The following is a 26,812-nucleotide window of genomic DNA, read 5'->3' as shown; positions in this document are numbered from 1 at the left end:
AATGCCCCACCCCGCGGGGTGGGGCAGGGGTCGCTGCGCTACTCTCTCGGCGTACGTCAGACCCCCGCTCCGCGGGCGTGGTGCACCTCCGAACGGTGGGCCTGCGCACCGGGGCACCGACCCCTTGGGAAGGCGACACGTGGGCCCGACCCGCTCCCCGCGCCGATCCAGGGCTCGCACCGCCGCGATCGTCGCGGGTGCGGCCCTGGTGCTCCTCGGCACCGCAGGCTGCTCGTCAGACACCGAGCTGGGTCGCCTCGGCTACCCCGCGCCGGTCACCGAGCAGGGAGCCATGCAGCTCTCGTTCTGGCAGAACTCGTGGATCGCGGCGATCGCCGTCGGCATCCTCACCTGGGGCCTGATCGGGTGGGCGATCATCGCCTACCGCCGCCGGGCCGGTGAGGGCGCGCCGGTGCAGACGCGCTACAACATGCCGATCGAGATCCTCTACACCGTCGCGCCGGCCATCATGATCGCCGCGCTGTTCGCGATCACCGCCCGCGACCAGGCCGACCTCACCAAGCTCACCAGCGACGCGAAGAACACCGTCGGGGTCATCGGCTTCAAGTGGAACTGGGGCTTCAACTACCTCAGCGACGACGCCTACGAGACCGGCACGCAGAACCACCCCGCGGAGCTCTGGCTCCCGGTCGACGAGCGCGTGCGCTTCCAGCTCACCTCGCCCGACGTCATCCACTCGTTCTGGGTGCCGCAGTTCCTGTTCAAGATGGACGTCGTCCCCGGCCGCGAGAACCAGTTCGAGCTGACGCCGAACAAGATCGGCGTGTTCGCGGGGCGCTGCGCCGAGTTGTGCGGCACGTACCACTCGCAGATGCTCTTCACGGTCCACGTGGTCTCGCGCGCCGACTACGACGCGCACATCGCCGCCCTCAAGGCGGCCGGTCAGTCCGGTCAGCTCCAGACCGGACGCATCGTCACGACGGGAGTGCCCTCATGACCCTGCTGTCCGACCGGCCGGTCGACCAGAACCCCGATCCCGAGGGCATGACGACGAGCGACCCCGCGCGGCGCAAGTTCGGCCGCACCCTCGTGCGGTGGATCACCTCCACCGACCACAAGGTGATCGGCTACATGTACCTGATCACCACCTTCTTCTTCTTCCTCTTCGGCGGCGTGCTCGCGCTCATCATCCGCGCCGAGCTCGCCCAGCCCGGCCTGCAGTTCGTGAGCCAGGAGCAGTACAACCAGCTCTTCACGATGCACGGCTCGATCATGCTGCTGCTGTTCGCGACCCCGCTGTTCGCCGGGTTCGCCAACGTCGTCATGCCGCTGCAGATCGGCTCGCCCGACGTCGCCTTCCCGCGGCTGAACATGCTGGCGTTCTGGCTGTTCTTCTTCGGCGGCCTCATCGTGATGATGGGCTTCCTGACCCCCGGCGGCGCGGCCTCCTTCGGCTGGTTCGCCTACTCGCCGCTGTCGAACGCGATCAACTCGCCGAACATCGGCTCGGACCTGTGGATCATGGGCTTCACCATCGGTGGCCTCGGGTCCATCCTCGGCGCGGTCAACTTCATCACCACGATCTTCTGCATGCGCGCGCCGGGCATGACGATGTTCCGGATGCCGATCTTCACCTGGAACGTGCTGCTCACCAGCGTGCTGGTGCTCATGGCCTTCCCGGTCCTCGCCGCCGCGTTCGTCGTGCTCGAGGCCGACCGCAAGTTCGGCACCCAGGTGTTCGACGCGGTCAACGGCGGCGCGATCCTCTGGCAGCACCTCTTCTGGTTCTTCGGCCACCCGGAGGTCTACATCCTCGCCCTGCCGTTCTTCGGCATCGCGACGGAGATCCTGCCGGTGTTCAGCCGCAAGCCGCTGTTCGGCTACAAGGGTCTCGTGTTCGCCACCATCGCGATCGCGGCGCTGTCCGTGGCGGTGTGGGCGCACCACATGTACGTGACCGGCGCGGTCAACCTGCCGTTCTTCGCGTTCATGACGATGCTCATCGCCGTGCCCACCGGGGTGAAGTTCTTCAACTGGATCGGCACGATGTGGCGAGGATCGGTGTCGTTCGAGACACCGATGCTGTGGACCCTCGGCTTCCTGGTCACGTTCCTCTTCGGCGGCCTCACGGGCATCCTGCTCGCCGCCCCGCCGGTGGACTTCCAGGTGTCCGACTCCTACTTCGTGGTGGCGCACTTCCACTACGTCGTCTTCGGCACGGTCGTGTTCGCGATGTTCGCGGGCTTCTACTTCTGGTGGCCCAAGTGGACCGGCCGGATGCTCGACGAGCGCCTGGGCAAGATCCACTTCTGGCTGCTGTTCGTGGGCTTCCACACCACGTTCCTGGTGCAGCACTGGCTCGGGGCGGCGGGCATGCCGCGCCGCTACGCCGACTACCTGCCCTCGGACGGGTTCACCACGCTCAACGAGATCAGCACGATCGGCTCGATCATCCTCGCGAGCTCGACGCTCCCGTTCTTCTACAACGTCTACAAGACCTGGCGCACCGCGCCCAAGGTCGAGGTCGACGACCCGTGGGGCTGGGGCTGCTCGCTGGAGTGGGCCACGTCCTGCCCGCCGCCGCGGCACAACTTCACGTCGATCCCGCCCATCCGCTCGGAGCGGCCGGCGTTCGACCTGCACCACCCTGACCTCGTCGACCTCGCGACGCAGAAGCGCACGCAGGTGCTCGACGAGCTCGTCGCAGCAGGCACCGGCACGGGGAGCGAGTCGTGAAGATCGAGGGGTTCCTGTTCGCCGGCGGCGCGGCGTTCTACGGCCTGGTTGCCGTCGTCTACTGGTTCGTCACCAAGGAGCTCGTGGGCTCCACGGTGCTCGCCCTCACCGGTGCGCTGGCGTTCCTGGTCGGCTTCTACGTCCTCTACACCTCGCGCCGCGTGGGCGTGCGGCCCGAGGACGACCCCAACGCCAACGTCGAGGACGCCGACCCCGACTACGGGTTCTTCAGCCCGCACTCGTGGTGGCCGCTCGCGGTCGGCATCGCGACCTTCGTCGTGGTGGTCGGCCTGGTGTTCGCGGTCTGGCTGCTCATCCTGGGCGTGGGGCTCCTGCTCGGGGCGCTGATCGGCTTCGTGTTCGAGTACTACCGCGGCCCGTTCGCGGACGCCTGAGCACCGGTCCGCATCGCCCCGCCCGCGGGTCGTCCCGCCGCCCCGGCGACGGGACGGTCACGGGGCTGACACGAAACTGTCACCTCAACCCGCTGGACTTCGTCCCGATCCCTGCCGAGACTCCTGGAGAAGGATCATCTCGGGCGTCGGAGGGGGACCACGTGCGTGCGCGCAGGACGACGCTGCCCGTGCTGGTGGGGGCGGGTGCCGCGGCGCTGCTGCTCAGCGGGTGCGGGGTGGGCAGCCTCGGCGTCCACGGCGGCACCTCCGCGCAGGAGTCGACGGCGTCGATCCACCTGACGCCGGCCTCGAGCGCGCCGATCGCCCCCACGACCCCGCTGGTGGTCACGGCCGTGTCCGGACGCCTGACCGGGGTGGTCGTCACCGGACCGTCGGGTCCGGTACCCGGAGAGCTCTCGGTCGACGGCAGCACCTGGACCGCGACCGGCGGGATCCTCGACTACGGCGCGAAGTACAAGATCGCCGCCCACGCTGTGGACCTCACCGGCCTGCGCACGGACCTGACCCGCACGGTGCGCACCATCGCCCCGTCGAAGTTCCTGTCGTGGCAGATGTCGCCCAGCCCGGGCTCCACCGTCGGCGTGGGCATGCCGATCCGCGTCTCGCTCGACCACCAGCTCACCACCACCGAGGCCAAGGCGGCGTTCGAGCGCGCGGCCACCGTGACCGCCGACGGCGTCGCCGTGAGCGGCGGGTGGCGCTGGCTCACCGACGACGTGGCCCTCTACCGCCCGCAGCGCTACTGGCCCGGGCACGCGACCATCACTCTCACCACGGCCCTCAAGGGTGTGAAGTTCTCCAAGGGGCTGTGGGGTCAGGCGAGCACCAGCACCTCGTTCACGACCGGGCCGGCCATGGTGTCCTACGTCGACATGCTCACCGACGAGATGACCGTGACCCGCGACGGCAAGAAGATCCGCACGATCCCGATCACCACCGGCAAACCGGGCTTCGAGACCCGGTCCGGGGTCAAGGTGATCATGGACAAGGAGCTCACCCGGGTCATGGACGCCGCCACGGGCGGCACCGCCAAGACCGATCCGGAGTACTACCGGATCGAGGTGCAGTACGCGATGCGCCTCACCTACTCCGGCGAGTTCCTGCACGCGGCGCCGTGGTCGGTCCGGTCGCAGGGCCACGCCAACGTCTCCCACGGGTGCACGGGCATGAGCACCTCGAACGCCGCCTGGCTCTACGACCACTCCAACATCGGCGACGTCGTGATCTACACGGGCACCAACCGGGCGATGGAGTCCGGCAACGGCATCACCGTGTGGAACACGTCCTGGTCCACCTGGAAGACCTACTCGGCGCTCAACGCCTGACGCGGGCCGGCACCGCCTCGCGCCGCCCCCGGCGCGCCGAGATCCCGCACGGTGGTGTCAGTCGTCCCCGCTGGGGTCGAGCAGCGCCCCGGGCGCGCCGAGGAACCAGCGGGCCGTACGCCGTGCGGCGCACCGGCCCCGGTGGCCGAGCAGCAGCTGCACCAGCGCGGTGAGGCCGAGCGCCGCGGCCAGCACCACGACGAGCCAGCCGCGCAGCCCCGGGAGCCACACCCACACCGCGGCGCACAGGAGGGCCAGCACCACGGCCCCGAACCACATCGACGTGCGTGAGGGGACCAGGCCCAGCTGCGGGTCGTAGCCGGGCGTCAGCCGCTCCGGGTGGCCGTCGCGGCACCCGCTGGCCGACGGGGGAGCGGTCCAGGACACGTGCCGAGTGTGCCGCACCGGCCCGGTCGCGCGCGCCCGCTCAGCGCCGCCGGAGCCTCCACCGGCGTCGACAACGACGAGGGCCCGGTCCGCACGGACCGGGCCCTCGTCGTTCGCTCGTGCTGCGGATCAGTCGGTGATGCCCGCGGGGGCGTCCTTGCCGGCCTCGTGCAGCTCCTCCACCTCGTGCTCGTGCTCGGCGTGCAGGTGGTGCTCGGCGGCCTCGATCTCCTCCGGCGTGGGCGTGGCCACGTTGTCGCCGTAGAACATCCGGGAGAAGCGGGCCCGGCGCCGCTTGGCCCGCAGGCCCGGCGTCGCCACGCCGTTCTCGTCCGTGGCCGGCGGCGCCTCGAGCACGGGCACGTTGTCCTTGGCGAGGATGACGGCCCGCTCCTCGTCGGAGATCGGCGTGTGGATCTCGATGAACTCGCCGTGCGGCAGCCGCAGGATCTGCCCGCTCTCGCGGCCGTGCAGCAGCAGGTCGCGGTCGCGGCGCTGGAGCCCGAGGCAGAAGCGGCGGGTGGCGAGGAAGGCCAGCGGCGGGAGGACGAACACGCCGATGCGGGTGAACCACGTGATGCCGTTGAAGGGGACGTGGAACGCCTGGGCGATGATGTCGTTCGCGCCGTTGATCACGAGGATGCCGTAGAACGTGATCGCCATGACGCCGATCGCGGTGCGCGTGGCCGCGTTGCGCGGCCGGTCGAGGATGTGGTGCTCACCCCGGTCGCCGGTGATCCACGCTTCCAGGAACGGGTAGATCAGCATGGCCGTGATGAGCAGGCCGGGCAGCACGACACAGGGCAGGAAGATGTTCCAGCTGATCGTGTAGCTGCCGATCACCGTCTCCCAGTTGGGGAACGCGCGCAGCGCGCCGTCGACGAACCCGATGTACCAGTCGGGTTGGGACCCGGCTGTCACCTGGTCCGGTACGTAGGGTCCGTAGGCCCAGATCGGGTTGATCGTCACGAACGACGCGATGAGCGTCGTGATGCCGAAGACGACGAAGAAGAAGCCGCCGGCCTTCGCGGTGTACACCGGGAAGAGCGGGAACCCGACGATGTTGCTGTTGGTGCGGCCGGGCCCGGGGTACTGCGTGTGCTTGTGGTAGAAGATCAGCACCAGGTGCAGCCCCACGAGGGCCAGCAGGATGCCCGGCACCAGCAGCACGTGGAACGTGTACAGCCGGGGGATGAAGTCGCTGCCGGGGTACTGGCCGCCGAAGATGAAGAACAGCAGGTAGGTGCCCACCACCGGGATCGACTCGATGATGCCGGCCACGATGCGCACGCCGACGCCGGAGAGCAGGTCGTCGGGCAGCGAGTAGCCGGCGAAGCCCTCGAGCAGGCCGATGAGGATCATCGAGCCGCCGATGACCCAGTTGAGCTCGCGCGGCTTGCGGAACGCTCCGGTGAAGAAGATCCGGAACATGTGCACCATCATCGCGGCCATGAAGAACAGGGCCGCCCAGTGGTGGATCTGCCGGATGAGCAGGCCGCCGCGCACGTCGAAGCTGATGTTGAGCGCCGAGGAGTAGGCCTCGGACATCTGGATGCCCTCGAGCGGCGCGTAGGAGCCGTGGTAGACGACCTCGACCATCGACGGCTTGAACCAGATGGTCAGGTAGACGCCGGTGAGCAGCAGGACGATGAACGAGTAGAGCGCGATCTCGCCCAGCATGAACGACCAGTGGTCCGGGAAGATCTTGCGCAGGTTGCCCTTGGCCAGCGTCGAGATCGGGGCACGCTCGTCGGCGCGCTGGATGGCCCGTCCGGCCTCCTTGACGATGATGCTCATCCGCGCTCCCAGAAGCTCGGTCCGACGGGTTCCTGGAAGTCGCTCTGCGCGGCGAGGTAGCCGTCGCTGTCGACCATGATCGGCAGCTGCGGCATGCGGCGGTGGGCCGGGCCGAAGATGACGTTGCCGGAGTCGGACAGGTCGAACGTCGACTGGTGGCACGGGCAGAGCAAGGCGTGCTGGCGCTGCTGGTAGAGCGCGATGGGGCAGCCCACGTGGGTGCAGATCTTGGAGAACGCGAGGATGCCCTGCACGTCCCAGGTCTGACCCGCCGGAGCCTGCTGCGACTTGATCTCCTCCGGGCGCATGCGCACGAGGATGATCGAGGCCTTGGCCCGGGCGTTCTGGTTGCCCTCGGCCTCCTCGACGGCGTTGAGGTTCTCGGGGGAGGCCGACACCAGGGTGCCGATCGCGAGGTCCTCGGGGCGCAGCTTCTGCCCGGTGACGTCGACGACGATGCGGCTGCCCTTCGCCCAGATCGTGTGGCGCAGGGAGTCGCCGGGCGGCGGGCCCATGTCCTTGAGGAACACGATCAGCGGCACCGGGAAGAGGGCGAGGGCCCCGATCAGCGTGCGGCGCACGATCTTGCGCTCGACGAAGCCCGACTCGGCCACGCCGGTGTCGAACATCTCCTTGGCCGCGGCCTGGTCCTGCGGCGGCGAGCCGATGGGGTGGCGCTCGTCGACGATCTCCTCGTCGGCCATGAGCTTCTTGGCCCACTGGATCGCGCCGAGGCCGATGAGCAGGATCGCGAGGCCGAAGCTGAGCCCGAGCAGCAGGTTGCTGGTCGAGACGATCCCGATGGGGCCGAGGTCGACGAAGTACGTCGTGGGGACGGTGAAGTAGATGACGACGAACGAGAGGACCGCGAGCGCGGACAGCGCGAACATCGCCGCGACCTGGCGCTCCGCGCGGCGCGCGGCGCGCGGGTCGGTGTCGGTGAGCCGCAGGTGGTGCGGAGGCAGCGGGTAGAGCGGCGCCTCGCCGGGCTCGACCGTGCTGACGTCGGTTCCGTGGTTGTCGCTCATCGCACCTTCGCCCCGATCCACACCGCAGCCAGGAGGACCGCGCCGATACCCGCGGTCCAGATGAACACGCCCTCGGTCACGGGCCCGTAGGAGCCGAGCGCGAGACCGCCGGGGTCGGGGGAGTTCTGCAGGTGCTCGATGTACTTGATGATCGCCTGCTTCTTCTCGACCGGCAGCGTGGAGTTGGGGAAGTTCGGCATGTTCTGCGGGCCGGTCAGCATGGCCTCGAAGATCTCCGTCGGCGTCGCCACCATGAGGCTCGGGGCGAACTTGCCGTCGGAGAGCGCGCCGCCCTTGCCGGCGAAGTTGTGGCACTGCGCGCAGTTGGTGCGGAACAGCTCGCCGCCTTCCGCCAGGTTGGCGTCGGCGGTGCTGACGTCCTGGGCGGAGGGGATGGCCGGGCCGGGGCCGAGCGAGGCGACGAAGGCCGCGAGCGCGGCGACCTGGTCCGGCGTGTAGGTGGGCGTGCGGCGCACGGCCTGCACCGCGGGCGCGGCCAGCGGCATGCGGCCGGTGGAGACCTGGAAGTCGACGGCGGCCGCGCCGACGCCGATGAGGCCGGGGCCGGCGTTGGTGCCCTGGGCGGCGAGCCCGTGGCAGGTGGCGCAGCCCTCGAGGTAGAGCTGGCGGCCCTGGTCGATCTGGGTCTGGGACGCCGCCGCGGGCGCGGCCTCGGCGGCCTGCGTCACGGTGGCGTAGCCCAGACCGGTCATGACGAGGGCGCCGAGCAGGACGAGGAGTCCGGTGGCCTTGTGCCGTCGTACGGAGGTGCTGGTCACTTGAGCGCCTTCACTGGTCGGTGAGGTGGGCGAGGGTCAGCGCGTCACGCGGGTCGGTGGGGTCACTTGATGAGGTAGATCATGGTGAACAGGCCGATCCACACGACGTCGACGAAGTGCCAGTAGTACGACACGACGATCGCGGTGGTGGCCTGGCGGTGGGTGAACCGGCGCGACGCGTAGGTGCGCCCCAGCACGAACAGGAAGGCGATGAGGCCGCCCGTCACGTGCATGCCGTGGAAGCCGGTGGTGAGGTAGAAGACCGAGCCGTACGCCGAGGAGGACAGCGTGATGCCCTCCTGCACGAGCTGGGCGTACTCCGTGACCTGGCCCGCGATGAAGACCGCGCCCATGACGAACGTGATGATGAACCACATCCGCAGGCGCCGGACGTCGCCGCGCTCGGCCGCGAACACACCGAGCTGGCAGGTCACCGACGACAGCACGAGGATGATCGTGTTGACCGTGGCGAACGGGATGTTCAGCTTCTCGGTGTAGTCGGACCAGGTCTCGAGGTTGACCGCCCGCATCGTGAAGTACATCGCGAAGAGGGCGGCGAAGAACATGAGCTCGCTCGCCAGCCAGACGATGGTGCCGACGGACACCATGTTGGGGCGGTTGGCCGGCGGGTGCGCGGCTGCGGTCTCGGACACGGTTGCGGTCGCCACGCGCGGCATTGTGTCAGGTCCGGACCCACCTGGCCCCCCCACCCCCCGACTCCGGGGCGCGTCGTGGCGCAGGTGTCCGGATGCGGGTACGCGCAGGTCACAGGGCGGTCACGACGGGCGCCGCGGGAGCCGTCGCGAGCCCCCTGCGAGGGACCCGCGGGCCCCCGGCGGGCGCCGTCCGGCTCGGCGGGGCGCGGCCGGCGCGCACCGATACGATTCGCGCATGAGCACCGCGGACTCCGAGCCCACCCTGACGGTCCTGGTCTACAGCGACGACGCGACGGTGCGTGCGGCCGTCCGCGCCGCGCTGGGGCGCCGTCCCGCCGCGGACCTGCCCCGGGTCGAGTACGTCGAGACCGCCACGGAGCCCGCGGTGATCCGCCGGCTCGAGGAGGGCGGGGTGGACCTCGCGATCCTCGACGGCGAGGCCGTGCCGTCCGGCGGCATGGGCATCGCCAAGCGGATGAAGACCGAGATCTACCAGGCGCCGCCGGTGCTGCTGATCATCGGCCGCCCCCAGGACGCGTGGCTGGCCACCTGGTCGCAGGCCGAGGCCGTGGTGCCGCACCCGATCGACCCGGTGGTGCTGGCCCGCACCGCGGCGTCCCTGCTGCGTCCCCGCCTGGCCGTCACCGGCAACTGACGCGGCGCCCGGAGGCGGCCTGGCTAGGGTTTCGGCCGTGACGACCTCCTCGGACGACCCGCGCGCCTGGGCCGACCTCACCGCCGCCCTGCTGCGCCGCGAGGACCTCTCCGCCGACGACGCCGCGTGGGCCATGGGCCGCGTGATGTCCGGCGACGCCACCCCGGTGCAGCTCGCCGGCTTCCTGGTCGCGCTGCGGGCCAAGGGCGAGACCGCCCCCGAGGTGGCCGGGCTGGTCTCGGCGATGCTGGCCCACGCCTCGTCCGTCACGGTCCCGGCCTCGGTCGGGGCCCTGGTCGACACCTGCGGCACCGGCGGCGACCGCTCCAACACCGTCAACATCTCCACCATGTCGGCGGTGGTGGTGGCCGCCACCGGGGCCCCCGTGGTCAAGCACGGCAACCGCGCGGCGAGCTCGGCGGCGGGCTCGGCCGACGTCCTGGAGGCCCTCGGCGTCACGGTGGACCTGCCCGCCGAGCTCATCGGGCCGTGCGTGGAGCAGGCCGGGATCGCCTTCTGCTTCGCCCCCGTCTTCCACCCCGGGATGCGCCACGCCGCGGTGGCCCGGCGCGAGCTGGGCGTGGGCACCGTGTTCAACGTGCTCGGGCCGCTGGCCAACCCGGCCCGGCCCGCCGCCCAGCTCGTGGGGTGCGCGGACCTGCGGCTGGCCCCGGTGATGGCCGAGGCGCTGCGCAGCCGCGGCACCCGGGCCATCGTCGTGCGCGGCGAGGACGGCCTCGACGAGCTGTCCACCGGCGCGCCCACCCGGGTGTGGGACGCCACCGGTGCCGCGGTCGTGGAGTCGGTGGTCGACGCCGCCGACCTCGGGATCGCCCGGTGCGCGCCGGAGGCGCTGCGCGGCCGGGACGCGGACTACAACGCCGCGGTGGCCCGCGCCGTCCTCGGCGGCGAGCGCTCCGCGGCCCTCGACCCGGTGCGCGACGCCGTGCTGCTCGGTGCCGCGGCCGCCCTGGTGGCGCACGACGCGGCGGCCGGCGACCCCGGCCCGGGGAGCGCCGGCGACCGGATCGCGGCGGCCCTGCCGCGCGCGGCGCAGGCGGTCGACGACGGCGCCGCCGGGGCGGTGCTGGCACGCTGGATCGAGGTGTCCGGCCGGCTCGCCGGCCGCTGACCGCCGGACGTCCCCGCGCCCGGCTCCGCCGGACGTGGGCGGCGTCAGTCCAGGCCGATGGAGAACGCGGCCTCGAGGTCGTGGCGGCTGTAGGTGCGGAACGCGATGTGCGTCTCGGTCTCCGCGATGCCCTCCACGCGGGCGATCCCGTCGGTGACCACGGCGCTGACGTCCTCGAGGGCCCGCACCCGCACCAGCGCCACGAGGTCGAGGTCGCCGGTCACGGAGTAGACCTCGCTCACGCCGTCGATACCGGCGACGGTCTCGGCGACGTCGTTGACGGCGTGCAGCTCGGTGCGGATGAACACGAGAGCGGTGACCATGGCGTCACCCTAGGCCCGGGTCAGCCCGCGGGGCGCAGGCTGTGCGCGGCGGGCAGGCGCAGCACGTCGGTGCGGGCCGCCGCCGCGAGCCGGGCGAGCAGCCCCGCGGCCCCGTGCGCGGGCAGCGCCCAGGGCGTCGCCCGGGCCTGGGGCACCAGGCGCACGCCGTCGCTCTCGAGCCAGCGCAGGATGCGGGTGGTCTCCTCCACGAGCGCGGCCGGCGCCGGGCCCGCACCGGCGGCGACGTCCTCGCTGGTGGCCAGCAGCGCGTCGACGACCGGGCGGGGGTCGACGCCGGGCGGCACCGACGCCGCACCTGCGAGCCGGCCGTGGCGCACGACGTGCACCTCCCAGCCGCCGTCGGCCACCGGCCGTGCGGCGACGAGCTGCGCGTGGGCGGCGAGGGCGGAGATCTCCTGGGCCGTCGCCGCGCCGCGGGCGAAGGCCTCGAGCCGGTCGCGCCACTGCGCCGCCTCCTCGTAGCGCAGGTCCGCCGCGAGGGTGCGCAGCCGCGCCAGCAGCGCGGCCTCCACGGCGCGGACGTCGTCGAGCAGCGCGTGCCGGGCCGCCTCCACGAGCGGGGCGTAGCCGGCGACGTCGACCGCCCCGACGCAGGGCGCTGCGCAGCGTCCCATCTCGGCCAGGGCGCACGCCGACGACGTGCGCGTGGGGGAGATGCGGTCGGTGCAGGTGCGCAGCCCGATCGCGGCCTGCAGCGCCTCGACGGCCTCGCCCGCGGTGCGGCGGGACCGGAAGGGGCCGAGGTAGGCCGCGCCGGACGCGGCGTCGTCGCGCACCCGGCGCACCACGGACAGCCGCGGGAACGGCTCGGCGGTGAGCTTGACCCACACCGCCCGCTCGGGGTTGCGGCTGCGCCGGTTGTAGCGCGGGGCGAGCTCGGCGATCAGGCGCAGCTCGCGCACCTCCGCCTCGAGCGGGGTCGCGCAGGGGATCGCGTCGACGCGCTCGGCGATCCCGACCATCTCGGCCATGCGGGTGCGCTTCTCCGACGCGGTGAAGTAGGTGCGCACCCGCGAGCGGATGCGCCCGGACTTGCCGACGTACAGCGCCCGGCCCTGCGAGTCGCGGAAGACGTAGACGCCGGGGGAGTCCGGCAGCCCCTCGGCGAGGTGGCGCTTGCGGCGCTGCGACGGGCTGACCCGCGAGGTGTAGGTGGCGAGGTCCTCGAGGGAGTGGACGCCGAGGCTGCCCACGCGCTCGATGAGGCCGTGCAGCACGTCGACGGTGGCGCGGGCGTCCGACAGGGCGCGGTGGTCCGGCACGGTGGAGGCGCGGAAGTGCTGCGCGAGGGTGCCGAGCTTGCAGTTGCGCACCTCGTCGCGCAGCAGGACGGCGCGGGCCAGGCGGGCGGTGTCGACGACGGTGTGCTCCGGCCAGGGCCGGCCGAGCCGGGCGCAGGCGCCCTTGAGGAAGGAGACGTCGTAGGGCGCGTTGTGCGCGACGAGCACCGACCCCGCGGCGAAGTCCAGGAACGCCGGAACCGCGGCGCCGAGCGGCGGCGCGTCGACGAGCATCGCGTCGGTGATGCCGGTGAGCAGCGCGATGAACGGCGGCACGGACACCCCCGGCTGCACGAGGGTCTGGAACTCGCCGAGCACCTCGCCGCCGCGCACCTTGACCGCCCCGATCTCGGTGATGCCGGCCTCCGAGGGCGTGCCGCCGGTGGTCTCGAGGTCGACGACGACGAACGTGACCTCCGGCAGCGGCGTGCCGAGGTCGTCGAAGGTGGGCTGCGCGGGCCGCCGGCGGGCGAGGTGCTCCGGCTCCACCCGGGTCGCGGCGACCGGCCGCGCGGCTGGGCCGGGCCGTGGCGCGTCGAGCCCCGGGAGGGCGTCGTAGCTGCGGCCCGTGCGCCGGCCGGCGACGTGCACGAGCGACGCCGGGGTGGGGACGTGCGGGCTCACGTCGTCGACGGTAGGCGGGGGGTGCGACGGCGCCGGTGAGGCGCGCCGCCGTAGGGTCGGGGCGCCGGACGCCACCCCGCGGCCGGCGTGCAGCCTGGTACCGCCGACGAGGAGCGAGCTGTGGCCGTCGTCCTTCCCGATGCCCGGAGCCGCTGGCGCTGCTCGCGCTGCGGCAACCTCACGCGCTTCGACGTCGTGCGCTCGAGCCGGGTCCGCGAGTTCTGGCACCTCGACCTCGGCGGCGAGGCGGCGGTCGAGGAGACCGAGGTCGTGAGCGAGGCCGTCGAGTCCGTCTCGTGCCGCTGGTGCGGGGCCGACGGCGACGCGGTCGAGGTCGTGCCGCGCCCCGAGGCGGGCGGCCCGTCCGAGGACCCGACGGCGGACGCGGGCTGACGTGCCGGCGGCCGAGCCGGGCGCCCCGCTGGCCGGGGTCCGCGTCGTCGACCTCACCCGGCTGCTGCCCGGGGCGTTCGCGACCTCGCTGCTCGTCGGGCTCGGGGCCGACGTGGTCAAGGTGGAGGACCCGCGCGGTGGCGACGGGCTGCGCGTCACCCCGCCGTTCACGGAGTCCGGGGAGTCCGGGGTCTTCGTCGCGCTGTGCCACGGCAAGCGCTCGGTGACCCTCGACCTCAAGAGCGCGGCCGGGCGCGAGGCGTTCCTCGCCCTCGTGGCGAGCGCGGACGTCCTGCTCGACTCGTTCCGCCCTGGCGTGCTCGACCGGCTCGGGCTGGGCGCCGAGGCGCTCGCCGCCGCGAACGGCGCGCTCGTGCACGTGTCGCTGACGGCGTACGGCGACGGCGGGCGCGCCGCGCTGCCCGGCCACGACCTCAACGCGCTGTCCTACGCCGGGGTGCTCGGGCTCTCGCGCGGCCCGGACGGCATGCCCCCGCTCCCGCCGGTGCCGGTCGCGGACTTCGCGACCGGCCTGCACGCGGCGCTCGCGGCGGTGAGCGGGCTGCGCTCGGCCGCTGGCGGCACCGGGTTCCGCGCCGACGTCACGATGGTCGACTCCGCGCTGTCGTTCACCCCCATGGCGCAGGGCGCCGTCGTCGCCACGGGCGCCCCGCCCCCGGTGCCCGACGCGCTCACCGGCGGCCTGGGCTGCTACGGCGTCTACCGCTGCGCCGACGGCCTCGAGCTGGCGGTGGGGGCGCTCGAGCCGCAGTTCTTCGCGCGGATCGCGGAGCTCGTGGGCGAGCCCGACCTGGCCGCGGCGCAGTACGACGTCGCCGGGCAGGACGCCCTGCACGGGCGGCTCGTCGCCCTGTTCGCGGGCCGGCCCCGCCAGGACTGGCTCGACCTGCTCGAGCACGACCACACCTGCGTGAGCCCCGTGCGCACGGTGGCCGACGCCCTGGCCGACCCGGACCTGCGTGCCCGTGGCGTCACCGTGGACGTCCCCCTCGCCGACGGGTCCACGGCGGTGGTGGGGCGCTCCGCCGCCTGGGCGCCGGCGCCGCCGGCCCCCTCGCGCGCGCCGGGGCTGGGCGAGCACACCGACGAGGTGCTCGGCGCCCTCGGCGTCGACCTGGCCGCGCTGCGCGCCGCGGGCGCCACGGCCTGAGCGCACCGGCGCGGGTGCGGCCTGTCGGACGCGCTGTCGGACCCCCGACCTAGCGTCGTCGGCAGGTGGTCCGGGACGGCCCGGACCCGAGCGTCGAGCCGAGGTGCCCATGATCGTCGACTGCGACACCTGCGTGGCGCGCGGTCCCGCGTGCGGCGACTGCGTCGTCACCTTCCTGCTCGGTCCGCCGGACGCGCTGCTGGTCGACGGCGGCCTGCCCGGCGAGGAGGTCGCCGCGCTGGCGGTGCTCGCCGAGTCCGGTCTCGTCCCGCCACTGCGCCTGCTCACCGGCGACGCGCCGGACGCGGGTGCCCACGGCTCGCCGGGCGAGCCCGCCGCGCCGGGGTCACCGGCCGCGGGGGAGACGGCGGGACCGAGCCCGCGCCCCGGCCGGGCGCGCCGCGCCGCGGACGCGGGACGGGCCGCCGGCTGAGCGGTTGCCCCGGCGCACGGGGGTCGCGGCGCGGCGCACCCGGCGGGGTGGTCGGAGAGTAGTCGCCCGGACACGGTCCGAAATCACCTCGTCCTGTCGCCCGTGACACCCGGGACGCGGTCACGGATCGATCACGGAGACATGACGAGCAGATGTCGGCCAGACGGCGTGACGGCGACGGATCTCCTGGTAGGGTCCCCGGCAGGTGGTCGCGAGGCGCTGTCAGCCGACGGCAGCGACCACCCCGCAGAGTTCGTCGTGAGCCCCCCCGCCAGGAGGGCTCGCACGGAGCCGGGGACCCAACTTCCCCTGGGGCGAATCCGCGGTGAGGACCGGTGCACGACGTCGGCCGGACCCGAGCCGTGGTAGGGCGATCTTCCCGCCCGAGCCCGTCAGCTCACCCGGTATGCGGTACGGGAGAGGGAGGCCGCCTTCGTGGCGACCAGGACGTCGGCGCTCGTGCGCCTGCGTGGGATCCGCCGGATCCGCGTGCTCGTGCCCCTGACCGTGTGTGCGGTCGTCGTCGGGGGCGGTATCGGTGCCTCGGCCATCGGGTCGTCGGCCACCGCCGCGCCCACCGCGACCATCGCCCAGGTCGAGGACCAGATCCTCGCGTTGCAGCGCGAGGCGGCCGACGCCGCCGACGCGTGGGACGCCGCACGCGCCCACCAGGCCGAGATCGCCCAGAAGATCGCCGTGCTCAAGCTGCGCATCGCCGCCGCGGAGAAGGCCTACGGCCAGGTCGCGACCGCCGTCGACGCGATGGCGCGCACCGCCTACGCCACCGGCGGCATCGACCCCGGGCTCCAGGCCCTGCTGGCCGACAACCCCCAGCAGTTCCTCGACCAGACCGCCGACCTCGACCAGATCGCCCGGTCGCAGGGCACCTCGCTGCGCCGCACCGAGGCTGCGCGGGTGCGGCTGGCCCAGCTCAAGCTCCAGCTCGCCCAGCAGCAGGTGGCCGCCGACTCGGCGGCCGCGGACGCGAAGGCGCAGAAGCAGAAGGTCGACGACAAGCTCGCCGCCGCTCAGGCGCTGCTGTCCTCGCTCAAGGCCGACGAGCGGGCCCGGCTGGCCAAGATCGCCGCCGCCAAGCGCGCGGCCGACGCCAAGGCCGCCGCCGCGGCGCAGGCGCGGGCCGCCGCCTCCGTGCAGCACACCTCCAGCTCCAGCTCCAGCTCGAGCTCGAGCTCGCACTCGCGCGGCAGCTCGGGCGGCAGCAGCAGCGGCAGCGACTCCGGCAGCAGCGGGTCGTCGTCGGGCTCGGAGTCGAGCCGGGCGCGCATCGCGGTGCAGTACGCGCTGTCCAAGGTGGGGCACTCCTACGTGGCCGGCGGTGCCGGTCCGAGCGTGTTCGACTGCTCCGGGCTCACGATGGCCGCCTACCGCGCCGCCGGCGTCTCGCTGCCGCACTACTCCTACGCGCAGTACGGCGTCACCCGGCACATCAGCCGCAGCGAGCTGCGCCCGGGCGACCTGCTCTTCTACTTCGGCTACGGCGCGCACCACGTCGCCATGTACATCGGCGGCGGCATGATGGTGAGCGCCTCCAACCCCGGCGCCGGCGTGGAGATCATCGCCGCCTGGGGGCCGTGGTACGGCGAGCGCTACTCGGGTGCGGGCCGCGTGGCCTGACCGCAGCGACGCACCTACGAGTGCCCGGGCGCGAAGCGCCCGGGCACTCGTGCGTCCGGGGCCGGCCTCCCCGCGGGGGTCGTGCAGGCGTGCTGCAGGGGCGGGCGAACGGGTCCGCCGCTGCCGTGAGCGCGACCCGCGCCCCGGCGGGGCATCGGACGAGCGGCCCGCCGACCCGTCCGGACCGGTGATGACCGGCAGGCGCCGGCCGCTTACGGTGGGTGCGTGAGCGACCCGGGGGACGACGTCGGCCACGGCCCGCAGCCGCCGGGCCCGCAGCCGGCGGTCGTCGTGCACGGCCCGCCCCCCGCACCGCCCGCGCCGCCCCTGGTTTCGCTGCTGCCCGCGCCCACGCCGGGGGCCGCCGTCGCGCTCCCGCCCCCGACGGTCCAGGCCGCGGCTCCTCCGCCGGCCGGCCGCACGCCGTTCCCGCCGCCGCCCGTTCCCCAGCCCGCCGGGCTGCCGCCGCGCAGCAGCGTGGCGCTGCTCGTCGCCACGGTCGCTCTCGTGGTGAGCCTGATCGCCGGGCTCGTCGTCGCGGTCCCCGCGATCGTGGGCACCGCGGGCAGGTGGTCGGCCGCCGGGCTGGGCACCGGCCCGGCCGGCGCCACCACCCACGGCACCGAGGACTCGGCGCGCACCGCGGCGATCGGCACCGTGCTCGACGCCCGCGGCACGGCGGTCGTGCACGACGACCTGCGCGGCTGGAAGGCCACCCAGACCTCCTACGCGACGGCGCCGGCGTTCTCGCGGCTGCGCGCGCTCCCCATCACCCGCTGGCGCTACGAGGTGCGCTCCGACGTCGCCACGGCGCCGGACGTCGACTCGCTGCTCGTCGACGTGCACATGCGGCTGTCGGTCGACACCGCCGACGCGATCGTCAGCGAGCGGATGACCTTGCAGCACACGGCGTCGGGCTGGCTGGTGTCGCACGAGTCGAGCGACTCCCAGCGCCTCCAGCCGTGGGACCTCGGCGACCTCTCGGTGGTCGCGGGACCGCACAGCCTGGTGATCGGGATCGACCAGCGGCCGGAGGTGCTCCAGCGGTACGCCGACATCGCCGACGCCGTCACCCCGGACGTCACGGCCATCTGGGGCACCGACTGGAACCAGCACCCGGTCGTCATCGTGCCGAAGTCGCTCGACCAGCTCGCGCGGGCGCTGTCGCAGAGCGACACCTTCCTCACCGACTTCGCCGCGGTCACCACGGGGGAGAGCAAGGGCGCCCCGCCGTCGCGCACGGCCTTCCGGGTGTGGACCAACACCGTCGGTCTCTCGGACGTGAGCACGCTGGGGCGCGAGGTGGTGCTGCGCCACGAGATCACCCACGTCGCGACCGCGGCCCCGGCCACGCCCGGCGTGCCGCTGTGGCTGGAGGAGGGCTTCGCCGAGTACGTCGGGTACTCCGGCACCGGCATCCCCGAGCGCTCGGCCTGGTCGGAGCTGGTGACCGCGGTCCGCAAGGGCAAGGCGCCGACGTCGCTGCCCACGGACGCGCAGTTCCACCACGGGGCCATCGACCTGGCCTACGAGTCGTCTGACCTCGCCTGCCGGATGGTCGCGGACACCTACGGGCAGGCCGCGCTGGTGAAGCTCTACCGGGCGGTCCGCTCGGGCACCGGCACGCCGGCCGAGAACCTCGACCACGCCCTGCGCGAGGTGACCGGCAAGGGCACCCCCGCGTTCGTCATCGCGTGGCGCGCCCGCATGGCCGCGCTGCGCTGAGGCGCCGGCGCGATCGGGGACGATGGCCCGGTGCCCGTGCTGCTCCCGCTCGTCGTGCTCGTGCTTGGCGTCGTGCTGCTCGCGGTGGTGACCGTGCGCGCCGTGCCCGCCCAGCCGGTGCCCCCGGTGGGTGACGACGACCTCGCGCGCGACTTCACCGACTCCGAGCGGGCCCGCGAGCGCGCGTTCCGGCGTCGCGTGCGTCCGTGGGGGCTGCTCGCGGCGGCGCTGGACGTGCTGGTGCCGACCGCGCTCGTGCTGACCGGTGCCGTGCGCGGGGTGGTCGACTCCGTCGACGGGCCGTGGTGGCTCCAGGTGCTCCTGGCCACGACTCTCGTGCTCGCCGTCACGCGGCTGACCACGCTGCCCGGCTCGGTCGCCGTGCGCCGGGCGTCGGTCGCCTACGGCCTGGCCACCGGCAGCTGGCGGCGCTGGGCCCGCGACGTGCTGGTCTCCTTCGCCCTCGCCTGGGTGCTGGTCGGGCTGGCACTGCTGGGCTGGCTGCTGGCCGTGCGCTGGTGGCCGGACTCGTGGTGGTGGCCGGTCGCGCTCGTCGCGGCGGGGCTCGTCGTCGCGCTGTCGTTCCTGCTCCCCGTGGTGGTGGAGCCGCTCTTCGCCCGGGTGACGCCGATGCCCGACGGCGACCTGCGCCGCGACCTGCTCGCGCTCGCCGCGGCCGACGGCGTCGCGGTGCGCGACGTGCTGGTGGCCGACGCCTCACGGCGCACGACGGCGCTCAACGCGTACGTGTCCGGCCTGGGCGCCACCCGTCGCATCGTCGTGCACGACACGCTGCTGGACCGGGGACGCGACGACGAGGTGCGCGCCGTTGTGGCGCACGAGCTCGGTCACGTGGTCGCGCACGACGTCCGCACCGGAACCTTGCTGGGCGCCGGCGGCGCGGCGCTCGGGGTGGTGGGCGCGGCGGTGCTGCTCGCGTGGCCGGCGCTGCTCGACCTCGCCCACGTGACGGGCGCCGACGACCCGGCCGTGGTGGGCCTGCTGCTGGCGGCGGGCGCCTGGGCCGGGCTGCTCGGCGCGCCCGTGCAGAACGCGGTGTCGCGCCGGGTGGAGCGCCGGGCCGACCTGCACTGCCTCGGGCTCGCGGCCGACCCGCTCACCGTAGCGCGGATGCACCGGTCGCTGGCCGTGGTGAACATCGCGGCGCTGCGCCCGCCGCGACTGCTGCACCTGTGGTTCGGCACCCACCCGACCTCGCCCGAACGGATCGCCACCGCCCGCGCCTGGGCCCGCGCCCAGGGTCGCGACGAGATCCCCGCCCTCGTGGTCGACGCGGGCTGACTCAGCAGTCGGTCGTGCCGGCGGCGGTGTCCCAGGCGGTGCACGCGCTGGTGTAGTTCGTGCTCGTCAGCCGGCCGAGGGTGAAGACCACGGCGACGATCACGCCGGCGATGGCGGCGACGAGCAGCGCGTACTCGACGGCGGAGGCACCGTGGTCGCCCGAGCGCGATCGCAGGAGCGCGAGGCGGCGGGTGCGCGTGGCGCGCAACTTCGTGGTCATGGTCCCCATCCAGGAAACGGAGGAGGGCTGCCGGGGTCGACCCGCGGCAGCCCTCCTCCCGAGCCTCAGCAGTTGGTCTGGGTCTGGTTCTGGCTGATGGTGTCGCAGGTGCTCTGGAACGCGGCCTTGACCTTCGTGCCGAGCACGAAGACGACGGCGACGATGACCGCGGCGATGGCGGCCACGAGGAGGCCGTACTCGACGGCGGACGCGCCCTCGTCGCGGCGCAGGGTGGTGCGGATGCGAGTGATCATGGGGTGCCCCTCCAGTTGTCGTGTCCCCGTGTTCGCGCGGGGCATCGGGACAACTGTGGCAGCGGAGAGTGACGACGTGATCGGACGAGAGGGCGGATCAGGTCGGTCGTGCGTGCGTAACAGGGTCGACCGAACGGTCGACTGGGCCCCGATCCGGTTACGGTCCGCTCTCCTCGCGCTTGAGCAGGCCCAGCTTGAGGGCGGTCATGAGCGCCTGGGCGCGGTTGCCCGCGCCGAGCTTCTCGTAGAGCTTGCTGATGTGGGTCTTGGTGGTCGACTCGCTGATGTAGAGCTGCCGGCTGATCTGCGCCACGCCGAGCCCGTCGGCGAGCAGCCCGAGCACCTCGCGCTCGCGCGGGCTCAGCTGCGGGCCGCTCGGGGACAGCTTGCGCTTCATGGCGTCGCCGAGCCCGTCGGCGGTGAACGAGCGGGGCGTGCTGGCCGCGTGGCGCGCGGCCGCGACGACGTCCTCCGAGGGCGCGTTCTTGGGCACGAACGCCGAGGCGCCCGCCTCGAGGGCCTCGAACAGCTGGTCGTCGCCGGCGTACATCGTGAGGATCACGATGCCGATCTCGGAGTTGTCCGCCCGCACCTTGCGGCAAGCCTCGAGGCCGTTGCCGTCGGGCAGGCGCACGTCGAGGATCACGACGTCGGGGGAGAGCAGGCTCAGCAGCCGGCGCGCGTCGGCGAGGGTGGAGGCCTCGCCCACGACCTCGAAGTCGCCGTCGCGCTCGAAGGCGCGCCGCAGACCCTGGCGGATGAGCTCGTGGTCGTCCACCAGGAGCACGCTGATCGGCACCGAGGACCCCCCTTCAGCCGACTCGTCGGAAGGATCATGCCACGCGGGTCGGCTCCGGAGCGTGACACCCCGGTCAGTCGCGCGCCGCGACCTCCACCTCGCGGGGCCGCGGAGCAGCACCGAGAGTGACCTCGACGACGGTGCCCCCGCCCACCCGGTTGCGCACGGTCAGGGCCGCGCCGAGCCGCGAGGCCCGCTCGCGCATGATCTCCAGGCCGAAGGAGTCCGCCCGGGGCTGGCCGAGCCCGCGGCCGTCGTCGGCGATGCGCAGGAACGCCCGCGGCGGGTCCACCCGGCAGGTGACCCACAGGTTGCGCGCCCGTGCGTGCTTGCGGGCGTTGGTGATGGCCTCCTGCGCCACCCGCAGCAGCTCGGTCTCCGCCTCGATGGGCAGCCGGTAGGCCGACTCGTCGAGCACGAGGTGCACCGTGAGGCCCGCCCCGGTGCCCACCGAGCGCACGTAGCTGGTGAGCGCGGCGCCGAGGCCCGAGGCCGGCTGCACGTCGCTGCGCAGGTCGAAGATCGACAGCCGCAGCTCGTCGACGATGCGGGTGAGCTCGCGCCGCAGCGTCATCAGGTCCTCGGTGGCCCGCTCGTCGAGCGGCTGGTGCAGCAGGTCGTCGACGACGTAGCCCAGCGAGGCGACCTCCTGCGCCACGCCGTCGTGGATCTCCCGGGCGAGGCGGCGGCGCTCCTCGACGGTGGCCAGGGCGCGTACCTCGGAGAACAGCTGGCCGGTGTCGATGCGCAGGGCGGCGTCGTCGGCCAGGGCCTGGGCCCGGGAGAGGCTGCGCGCCGACCACGGGCCACCGTGGCGCTCGATGCCGATGAGGCCCACCCGGCGGTCGCCGAGTCGCAGCGCCAGCACGGCCGAGTGCCCGGCCGACGGGTCGCTGAACGTGCCGGTCTGCTGCACCACCTGACCGGTCTGCCACACCTTGCCCCAGATGCCCTCGTCCGGGCTGGGCAGCCACTCCACGTGGTCGGTGCCGCCGTAGGCCAGGGGCATGAGCACCCCGCCCTCCGAGCGTGCGTAGAGGGCGGCCCGGTCGAAGTGCAGGTCGGCGCTCATCGTGGAGAGCACCTGCTGGGCCAGCGCCACCTCGTCGAGGCCGGTGGGCAGCGCGCGGGCCACGTCGCGCAGCCGGGTGAGCAGCCGGTGCGCGGCCACGTAGGTGGAGTTGGCCTGGCCCTCGCGTGTGTTGACCGCCCGGGCCCACGCGCCGACCAGCCCGGTAGCCAGCCCGAGCCCGACCCACTCCGCGATGCTCGAGCTGGACTCGTTGAGGGCCCCGGCGTCGAGCTGGGTCAGGATGAGCACCAGCAGCGAGAGCACCGAGGCCGTGAGCGCCGACGCCGCCCCGAGCAGCAGGCCGGCGGCCAGCGGCGGGACCACCAGGTAGGGCAGCAGCGTCTCGGGCAGGCCGGTCCCGGTCAGGTGGTCGGCGGTGAGCCCGATGATCGCGGCAGCGGCGGCAGCCTCCACGAAGGGCTTGCCGGCCCGGAGGAACTCCAGCGGGATCGGGATGCTCATGAGGAGCGCGAGCAGCACCATGAGCGCCATGGCGACCGGGGTCTTGGCCGAGTTCAGGAAGTAGAGGAGGCCGCACAGCGCGAGGACCCCCACCCTCACGACGGTGACGATGGCCTCGGCCGGATCGGTGGACGCCCGGATCCGCCCGATCGCCGAATGACTGCTCACGAGGACTGACGGTGGCACACCGGGGCGCCCGCGCGCACGTCACACGCCCGGCCGGGCCGCCGGCCGGTTCCGTGCGCGGCCCTGCCGGACTACTCGGTGAAGACGCGCGAGTCGACCAGCTGCTCGGCCACGAGCTGCCCCTGCCGCTCGTAGCGCGCCTGGTCGAAGCGCTTGCGGAACTCCATGTCGACGCCGGCCATGCCCCCGCGGTTCTTCTCGATCGTGAGGACGGCGTAGTTGCGGAAGCGCTCGGTGTTGCCCGCGCCGTACACCAGGTGGTGGCGGGCTACCACGTCGTACTTCTCGTTGAGCACCAGCACGGTGTCGGCCTCGTAGGCCAGCGCCGAGGCGCCGCGCAGGTGCTGGGTGCGCAGGCGACGGCCGTCGGCGATGCCGGCGGCGTCGCTCGCGGAGATGGCGAGCACCGGGGCGGCCACGGTGAGCGCGAGGTCCTTGAGCTCGCCGGACACCCGGGCCATGCGGTGCTCCTCGTCGCCCTGGGCGAGGTCGACCGCGACCTTCTGGACGTAGTCGACGATCACCAGCGGGGGCGCGCCGGTGCGCTCGATCACCGCGCGCACCGCCTCGGCGATGTCCGGGATGGCGGTGCGCACGCCGCCGCGCAGGACGAAGAGCCGGTCGAGGTCCGCGGAGACGGCGGCGAGCGCCTCGGCGCCGCCGGGGGTCTCGGCGAGCTTGTCCGACAGCGACGCGGCGCTGCCGTCGCCCTCGATGAGGCCGCGGACCGCCTTGAGCGACACGGCGTCCCGGCCGGCGCGCTCACCGGCCTCCGCCGCGAGGAGGCGCTCGAGCACGCTGACGGCGTCGTGCTCGTAGGACACGTACACCACGGGCCGGCCGGCCGCGAGGGCCCGGCGGGCCACCTGGAGCGCGAACGTCGTCTTGCCGAGCCCCTGCGGGCCGCCGAGCAGGGTGAGCTCGCCGGGTCGCAGGCCCCCGGAGAGGAAGCTGTCGAGCGGCTCGAAGCCGGTGGCCCAGGGCCGCAGCGACGCCGAGCCGTCGGTGCGCAGCCGCGAGTCCGTGGCCGCGAGGACGTCGGAGAGCCGTGCGAGCCGGAACGCGTCGACGGTGTCGTCTGCCATGCGGGGCCCCACCTCAGAGTCGGGAGAAGGACGCGATGATCTGGATCGCCGCCGGCCCGAGGATGACGATGAACAGGGCCGGCATGATGCAGAAGATGAGCGGGAAGAGGATCTTCACCGGCACCTTCTGCGCCAGTTCCTCGGCACGCTGCGAGCGGCGGATGCGCATCTCGCGGGCCTGCACGCGCAGCACATTGGCCACCGGGATGCCGAAGCTGTCGGCCTGCACCATCGAGGTGATGAACCCGCGCAGCTCCGCGACGTCGGTGCGGTCCGACAGCGCGCGCATCGCGTCGGCGCGGCCGGTGCCGAGCTGCATCTCCTGGAGCACGCGGAAGAACTCCTCGGCCAGCGGCCCCTCGGTGTTGCGCGCCACCTGGGAGAGCGCGGCGTCGAAGCCCAGCCCGGCCTCCACCGAGATCACGAGAAGGTCGAGGGCGTCGGGCAGGTCGCGCCGGATGCGCTCGGACCGCCCGTAGGCGATCTGGTAGAGCACCAGGTTCGGCGTGAACAGCCCGAGCGCCGCGAGCCCGATGCCCAGGATCAGCGCCCAGAGCAGGCTGCCGAGCAGCAGCGGGACGAGCACGCCCACGGCGGCGCCCACCAGGAGGCCGAGCATCTTGAAGGCGAGCACGCGGTCGGTGTCCCAGCCCGCGGGGTTGCCGGCCAGGTCGAGCTTGCGGCGCAGCCGAGCGGACTGGTCGGCCGGGGTGAAGCGGCGCCCCAGCGCGGTGAGCCGGGCGAAGAAGGGGCCGGTCACCCGCTCGTTGAAGGGCCGGTCGAGCTCGCGCCTCATCGGGTCCGGCGCGGCGCTGATCGCCTCCACCGCGGCGAGCGAGCGGGCCACCCCGGAGCGCTCCCCGCCGACGAACGTGACGGCCACCGCCGCGACGAGGCCGACGAAGATCGCCGCGAGCCCGGCGTAGAGGAACCAGCTGGTCACGATCACACCTCCACCCGGACGACCTTGCGGAGCCAGACCGCGCCGACGGCCAGGAGCAGAACGCCGACCACGATCATCACCACGCCGAGCGGGGTGGTGACCAGCAGGCCGATGTACTCGGGCCGCACGAGCACGAGGTAGACGATGAACACCAGGGGCAGGCCGCCGAGCACCCAGGCGGAGAGCCGGCCCTCGGCGGAGAGCACCTGCACCTGGCGGCGCAGCCGCTCGCGTTCGCGCATCGTTGCAGACACCTGCGCCAGCACCTCGGCCAGGTTGCCGCCCACCTCGCGCTGGATCCTGATGGCCATCACGACCCACCCGAAGTCGACCGAACCCATGCGCTGCGCGACCGTCTCCAGCGCGTCCTCGATCGGCACGCCCAGACGGGCCTCGACGATCGCCCGGTTGAGCTCGCTGGCCATCGGGCCGCTCGCCTCGCGCGTGACGGAGTCGACCGCCTGGGGGAGCGAGTGGCCGGCGGCCAGCGCGCCGCTGAGCAGCTGGAGGGTGTCGGGCAGCGCGGCGGCGAAGGCCGCCTTGCGCCGGTGCTCCTTCATCGAGAGGTAGACGAACGGCAGCAGCGTGCCGAGCGCCAGGCCGACCAGCGTCGCGAGCAGCGCGAACCCGCTGATCAGCGTGAACAGCGTCGCCGCGCCGATGGCGATGCCGAGGTGGATCAGCGTCCACTCGGCCGGCCGCAGCGGCAGGCCGGCGGCGTCGAGCATCGCGCCGAGCCCGGTGTCGATGTCGCGGCGCTGCACCACGCGGCCCGCGAGCTCCACCGCCGAGCGCGCCACGGCGCTCGAACCCGCTGCGCCCGACGTCGGTGCCGCGGGCCGGGCGTCCTCCGGGCGCGCGCCCAGGGAGTAGCGGGCCAGCCGGCGCCGCACGCGCCCGCGCGTGCTGTTCTCGCGGTCGCTGGCCACGAGCGCCACCGCCAGCACGGTGAACAGCCCGAGGGCGACGAGGCCGAGGGCCACCGGCAGGAACCAGGGCTCCGTGGTGAGGCCGGGGTCCGGGGCGGCGACCGGCTGCGGGCCGGAGGACGCGGCGGCGTCGCCGGTCGGGCCGCTCGTGGCGGCCGCGGGCATGATGAACACGCCCGCGTCGCCGATGGTCTGGCCGCCGGCCTGGGCCGACACGGTCATGTTCTTGGAGGTGCCCGCCACGTTCGGCGGCACGGTGACGTCGACGACCACCTGCGTGGCCTGGCTCTTGGCCACGGCGGCGAACGCCGACGCGAGCTGCGCGGCGTCGTTGGTGGCCACCACGGTGCCCTGGCCCGCGGTGGTGAGCGCCCGCAGCGCGGCCACCTGCGCCTTGTCCGTGCCGAGCGACACGGCGTCGACCGTGGCGCCGGACTTCGCGACGTCGGCGGTGGCCTGCGCCAGGGTGGTGCGGCTGCCCTCGTCGGTGCCGTCGGTGAGCAGCAGCTGGTTGCGCACCCCGTTCGTGCCGAGCGTGCGGTCGGCCAGCACGACGGCGTCGTAGAGCACCGTGCTGCCGCCGGGCGTGAGGCCGTTGACGGCGCGGAGGACGGCGGTGCGGTCCGTGGTGGGCGCGACGCGCAGCACGGCCTTGTCGCCGAAGGTGATCAGCCCCACCTTCACGTCGCGGGGGACGCTGGCGAGGTAGGCGCGCGCGGCGTCCTGCGCGGCCTGGATGCGGGTGGTGCGGCCGTCCGCCGTCTTCGCCGTCATGCTGCCGCTGACGTCCATCACGAGCAGCGACGTGCGGTCCGGCACGACGGGCGCGACGTCGATCGGCTTCGCGGACGACGGCACGACCTGCCCGTCGATGGTGACGACCACGCTGGCCGGGTTGATCGACGCGGTGCCGGTGGTGTCGGTGGCCGCGAACACGACCGAGAGGTGGCCGTCGGGCTGCGGTGTCGCCGACACGATCCGGCCGTCCGCGGCGTACGCCGGGCCCGCCAGCGCGACGGCGCCCGCGAGCGCGAGCGCGCCGGCGGCCACGCGCGCCAGCACGCGGGTGCTCCTGCCCGTCAT

The 26,812-nt window shown here is 73.6% G+C and carries 26 protein-coding genes; 12 read left to right on the top strand and 14 right to left on the bottom strand.

Annotated features, from left to right (window positions below):
- Window position 1: 1 nt before the first annotated feature.
- From coxB to GC157_09240, 4 genes are all read left to right on the top strand, one after another.
- Window positions 2-958 (top strand): cytochrome c oxidase subunit II, encoded by a 957-nt coding sequence (gene coxB / locus GC157_09255; protein MBI1377651.1) that lies wholly within the window; start codon window positions 2-4, stop codon window positions 956-958.
- Window positions 955-2,697, top strand: a complete 1,743-nt coding sequence (gene ctaD / locus GC157_09250) for a cytochrome c oxidase subunit I (protein ID MBI1377650.1) — start codon at window positions 955-957, stop codon at window positions 2,695-2,697. Before coxB ends, ctaD begins: the two co-directional genes overlap by 4 nt.
- The gene (locus GC157_09245; GenBank protein MBI1377649.1) at window positions 2,694-3,092 is read left to right on the top strand and encodes a cytochrome c oxidase subunit 4; all 399 of its coding nucleotides are present in this window, start codon (window positions 2,694-2,696) and stop codon (window positions 3,090-3,092) included. Before ctaD ends, GC157_09245 begins: the two co-directional genes overlap by 4 nt.
- Before the next feature lie 161 nt (window positions 3,093-3,253).
- Window positions 3,254-4,438, top strand: a complete 1,185-nt coding sequence (locus tag GC157_09240) for a L,D-transpeptidase family protein (protein MBI1377648.1) — start codon at window positions 3,254-3,256, stop codon at window positions 4,436-4,438.
- 57 nt (window positions 4,439-4,495) lie between these two features.
- On the opposite strand, the gene GC157_09235 is transcribed toward GC157_09240, so the two are convergent.
- The 5 genes from GC157_09235 to GC157_09215 all read right to left on the bottom strand — a co-directional run bounded on the left by GC157_09235 (window position 4,496) and on the right by GC157_09215 (window position 9,106).
- A complete protein-coding gene (locus GC157_09235; protein ID MBI1377647.1) occupies window positions 4,496-4,825 on the bottom strand; it encodes a hypothetical protein in 330 nt (109 codons plus the stop codon).
- 129 nt (window positions 4,826-4,954) lie between these two features.
- On the bottom strand, window positions 4,955-6,622 hold the full coding sequence (locus tag GC157_09230) for a ubiquinol-cytochrome c reductase cytochrome b subunit (GenBank protein ID MBI1377646.1): 1,668 nt from the start codon (window positions 6,620-6,622) through the stop codon (window positions 4,955-4,957).
- Complete coding sequence (locus GC157_09225) at window positions 6,619-7,650, bottom strand: Rieske 2Fe-2S domain-containing protein (GenBank protein MBI1377645.1); 1,032 nt, start codon at window positions 7,648-7,650, stop codon at window positions 6,619-6,621. Before GC157_09225 ends, GC157_09230 begins: the two co-directional genes overlap by 4 nt.
- On the bottom strand, window positions 7,647-8,363 hold the full coding sequence (locus GC157_09220) for a c-type cytochrome (GenBank protein ID MBI1377644.1): 717 nt from the start codon (window positions 8,361-8,363) through the stop codon (window positions 7,647-7,649). The genes GC157_09225 and GC157_09220 overlap by 4 nt, the downstream gene beginning before the upstream one ends.
- A 128-nt stretch (window positions 8,364-8,491) precedes the next feature.
- Window positions 8,492-9,106, bottom strand: a complete 615-nt coding sequence (locus tag GC157_09215; protein MBI1377643.1) for a heme-copper oxidase subunit III — start codon at window positions 9,104-9,106, stop codon at window positions 8,492-8,494.
- A 214-nt stretch (window positions 9,107-9,320) separates the two neighbouring features.
- Between GC157_09215 and GC157_09210 the strand changes: the two genes are divergently transcribed.
- Both GC157_09210 and trpD read left to right on the top strand, forming a co-directional pair.
- Window positions 9,321-9,740, top strand: coding sequence for a hypothetical protein (locus GC157_09210; GenBank protein ID MBI1377642.1), 420 nt, complete (start codon window positions 9,321-9,323; stop codon window positions 9,738-9,740).
- Between the two features lie 37 nt (window positions 9,741-9,777).
- Complete coding sequence (trpD, locus tag GC157_09205; GenBank protein MBI1377641.1) at window positions 9,778-10,872, top strand: anthranilate phosphoribosyltransferase; 1,095 nt, start codon at window positions 9,778-9,780, stop codon at window positions 10,870-10,872.
- A 44-nt stretch (window positions 10,873-10,916) separates the two neighbouring features.
- On the opposite strand, the gene GC157_09200 is transcribed toward trpD, so the two are convergent.
- A complete protein-coding gene (locus tag GC157_09200) occupies window positions 10,917-11,195 on the bottom strand; it encodes an Lrp/AsnC family transcriptional regulator (GenBank protein ID MBI1377640.1) in 279 nt (92 codons plus the stop codon).
- 20 nt (window positions 11,196-11,215) lie between these two features.
- Complete coding sequence (locus GC157_09195) at window positions 11,216-12,985, bottom strand: DEDD exonuclease domain-containing protein (protein ID MBI1377639.1); 1,770 nt, start codon at window positions 12,983-12,985, stop codon at window positions 11,216-11,218.
- Between the two features lie 255 nt (window positions 12,986-13,240).
- On the opposite strand from GC157_09195, the gene GC157_09190 reads away from it, so the two are divergent.
- From GC157_09190 to GC157_09165, 6 genes are all read left to right on the top strand, one after another.
- On the top strand, window positions 13,241-13,513 hold the full coding sequence (locus GC157_09190) for a hypothetical protein (protein MBI1377638.1): 273 nt from the start codon (window positions 13,241-13,243) through the stop codon (window positions 13,511-13,513).
- A gap of 1 nt (window position 13,514) precedes the next feature.
- The gene (locus GC157_09185) at window positions 13,515-14,684 is read left to right on the top strand and encodes a CoA transferase (protein ID MBI1377637.1); all 1,170 of its coding nucleotides are present in this window, start codon (window positions 13,515-13,517) and stop codon (window positions 14,682-14,684) included.
- A gap of 109 nt (window positions 14,685-14,793) precedes the next feature.
- A complete protein-coding gene (locus GC157_09180; GenBank protein MBI1377636.1) occupies window positions 14,794-15,117 on the top strand; it encodes a hypothetical protein in 324 nt (107 codons plus the stop codon).
- A gap of 435 nt (window positions 15,118-15,552) precedes the next feature.
- A complete protein-coding gene (locus GC157_09175) occupies window positions 15,553-16,752 on the top strand; it encodes a hypothetical protein (protein MBI1377635.1) in 1,200 nt (399 codons plus the stop codon).
- A 225-nt stretch (window positions 16,753-16,977) separates the two neighbouring features.
- Entirely contained in the window at window positions 16,978-18,477 is a 1,500-nt protein-coding gene (locus tag GC157_09170) for a hypothetical protein (protein MBI1377634.1), read from the top strand.
- Between the two features lie 36 nt (window positions 18,478-18,513).
- Complete coding sequence (locus tag GC157_09165) at window positions 18,514-19,779, top strand: M48 family metalloprotease (GenBank protein ID MBI1377633.1); 1,266 nt, start codon at window positions 18,514-18,516, stop codon at window positions 19,777-19,779.
- Between the two features lies 1 nt (window position 19,780).
- On the opposite strand, the gene GC157_09160 is transcribed toward GC157_09165, so the two are convergent.
- From GC157_09160 to GC157_09130, 7 genes are all read right to left on the bottom strand, one after another.
- Complete coding sequence (locus GC157_09160; protein ID MBI1377632.1) at window positions 19,781-20,008, bottom strand: Flp family type IVb pilin; 228 nt, start codon at window positions 20,006-20,008, stop codon at window positions 19,781-19,783.
- Between the two features lie 56 nt (window positions 20,009-20,064).
- Complete coding sequence (locus GC157_09155) at window positions 20,065-20,253, bottom strand: Flp family type IVb pilin (protein MBI1377631.1); 189 nt, start codon at window positions 20,251-20,253, stop codon at window positions 20,065-20,067.
- Between the two features lie 157 nt (window positions 20,254-20,410).
- Entirely contained in the window at window positions 20,411-21,031 is a 621-nt protein-coding gene (locus GC157_09150; GenBank protein MBI1377630.1) for a response regulator, read from the bottom strand.
- Between the two features lie 94 nt (window positions 21,032-21,125).
- Window positions 21,126-22,754: a hypothetical protein gene (locus tag GC157_09145; GenBank protein MBI1377629.1), complete on the bottom strand. Its 1,629-nt coding sequence runs from the start codon at window positions 22,752-22,754 to the stop codon at window positions 21,126-21,128.
- A gap of 89 nt (window positions 22,755-22,843) precedes the next feature.
- The gene (locus GC157_09140; protein ID MBI1377628.1) at window positions 22,844-23,857 is read right to left on the bottom strand and encodes an AAA family ATPase; all 1,014 of its coding nucleotides are present in this window, start codon (window positions 23,855-23,857) and stop codon (window positions 22,844-22,846) included.
- A 13-nt stretch (window positions 23,858-23,870) separates the two neighbouring features.
- Complete coding sequence (locus tag GC157_09135; GenBank protein ID MBI1377627.1) at window positions 23,871-24,800, bottom strand: type II secretion system F family protein; 930 nt, start codon at window positions 24,798-24,800, stop codon at window positions 23,871-23,873.
- Between the two features lie 2 nt (window positions 24,801-24,802).
- Window positions 24,803-26,812 (bottom strand): VWA domain-containing protein, encoded by a 2,010-nt coding sequence (locus tag GC157_09130; protein MBI1377626.1) that lies wholly within the window; start codon window positions 26,810-26,812, stop codon window positions 24,803-24,805.

It is taken from the genome of Frankiales bacterium (assembly GCA_016125335.1).
Lineage (GTDB): Bacteria > Actinomycetota > Actinomycetes > S36-B12 > CAIYMF01 > Longivirga.
This window is presented reverse-complemented; position numbering and strand designations above follow the sequence as displayed.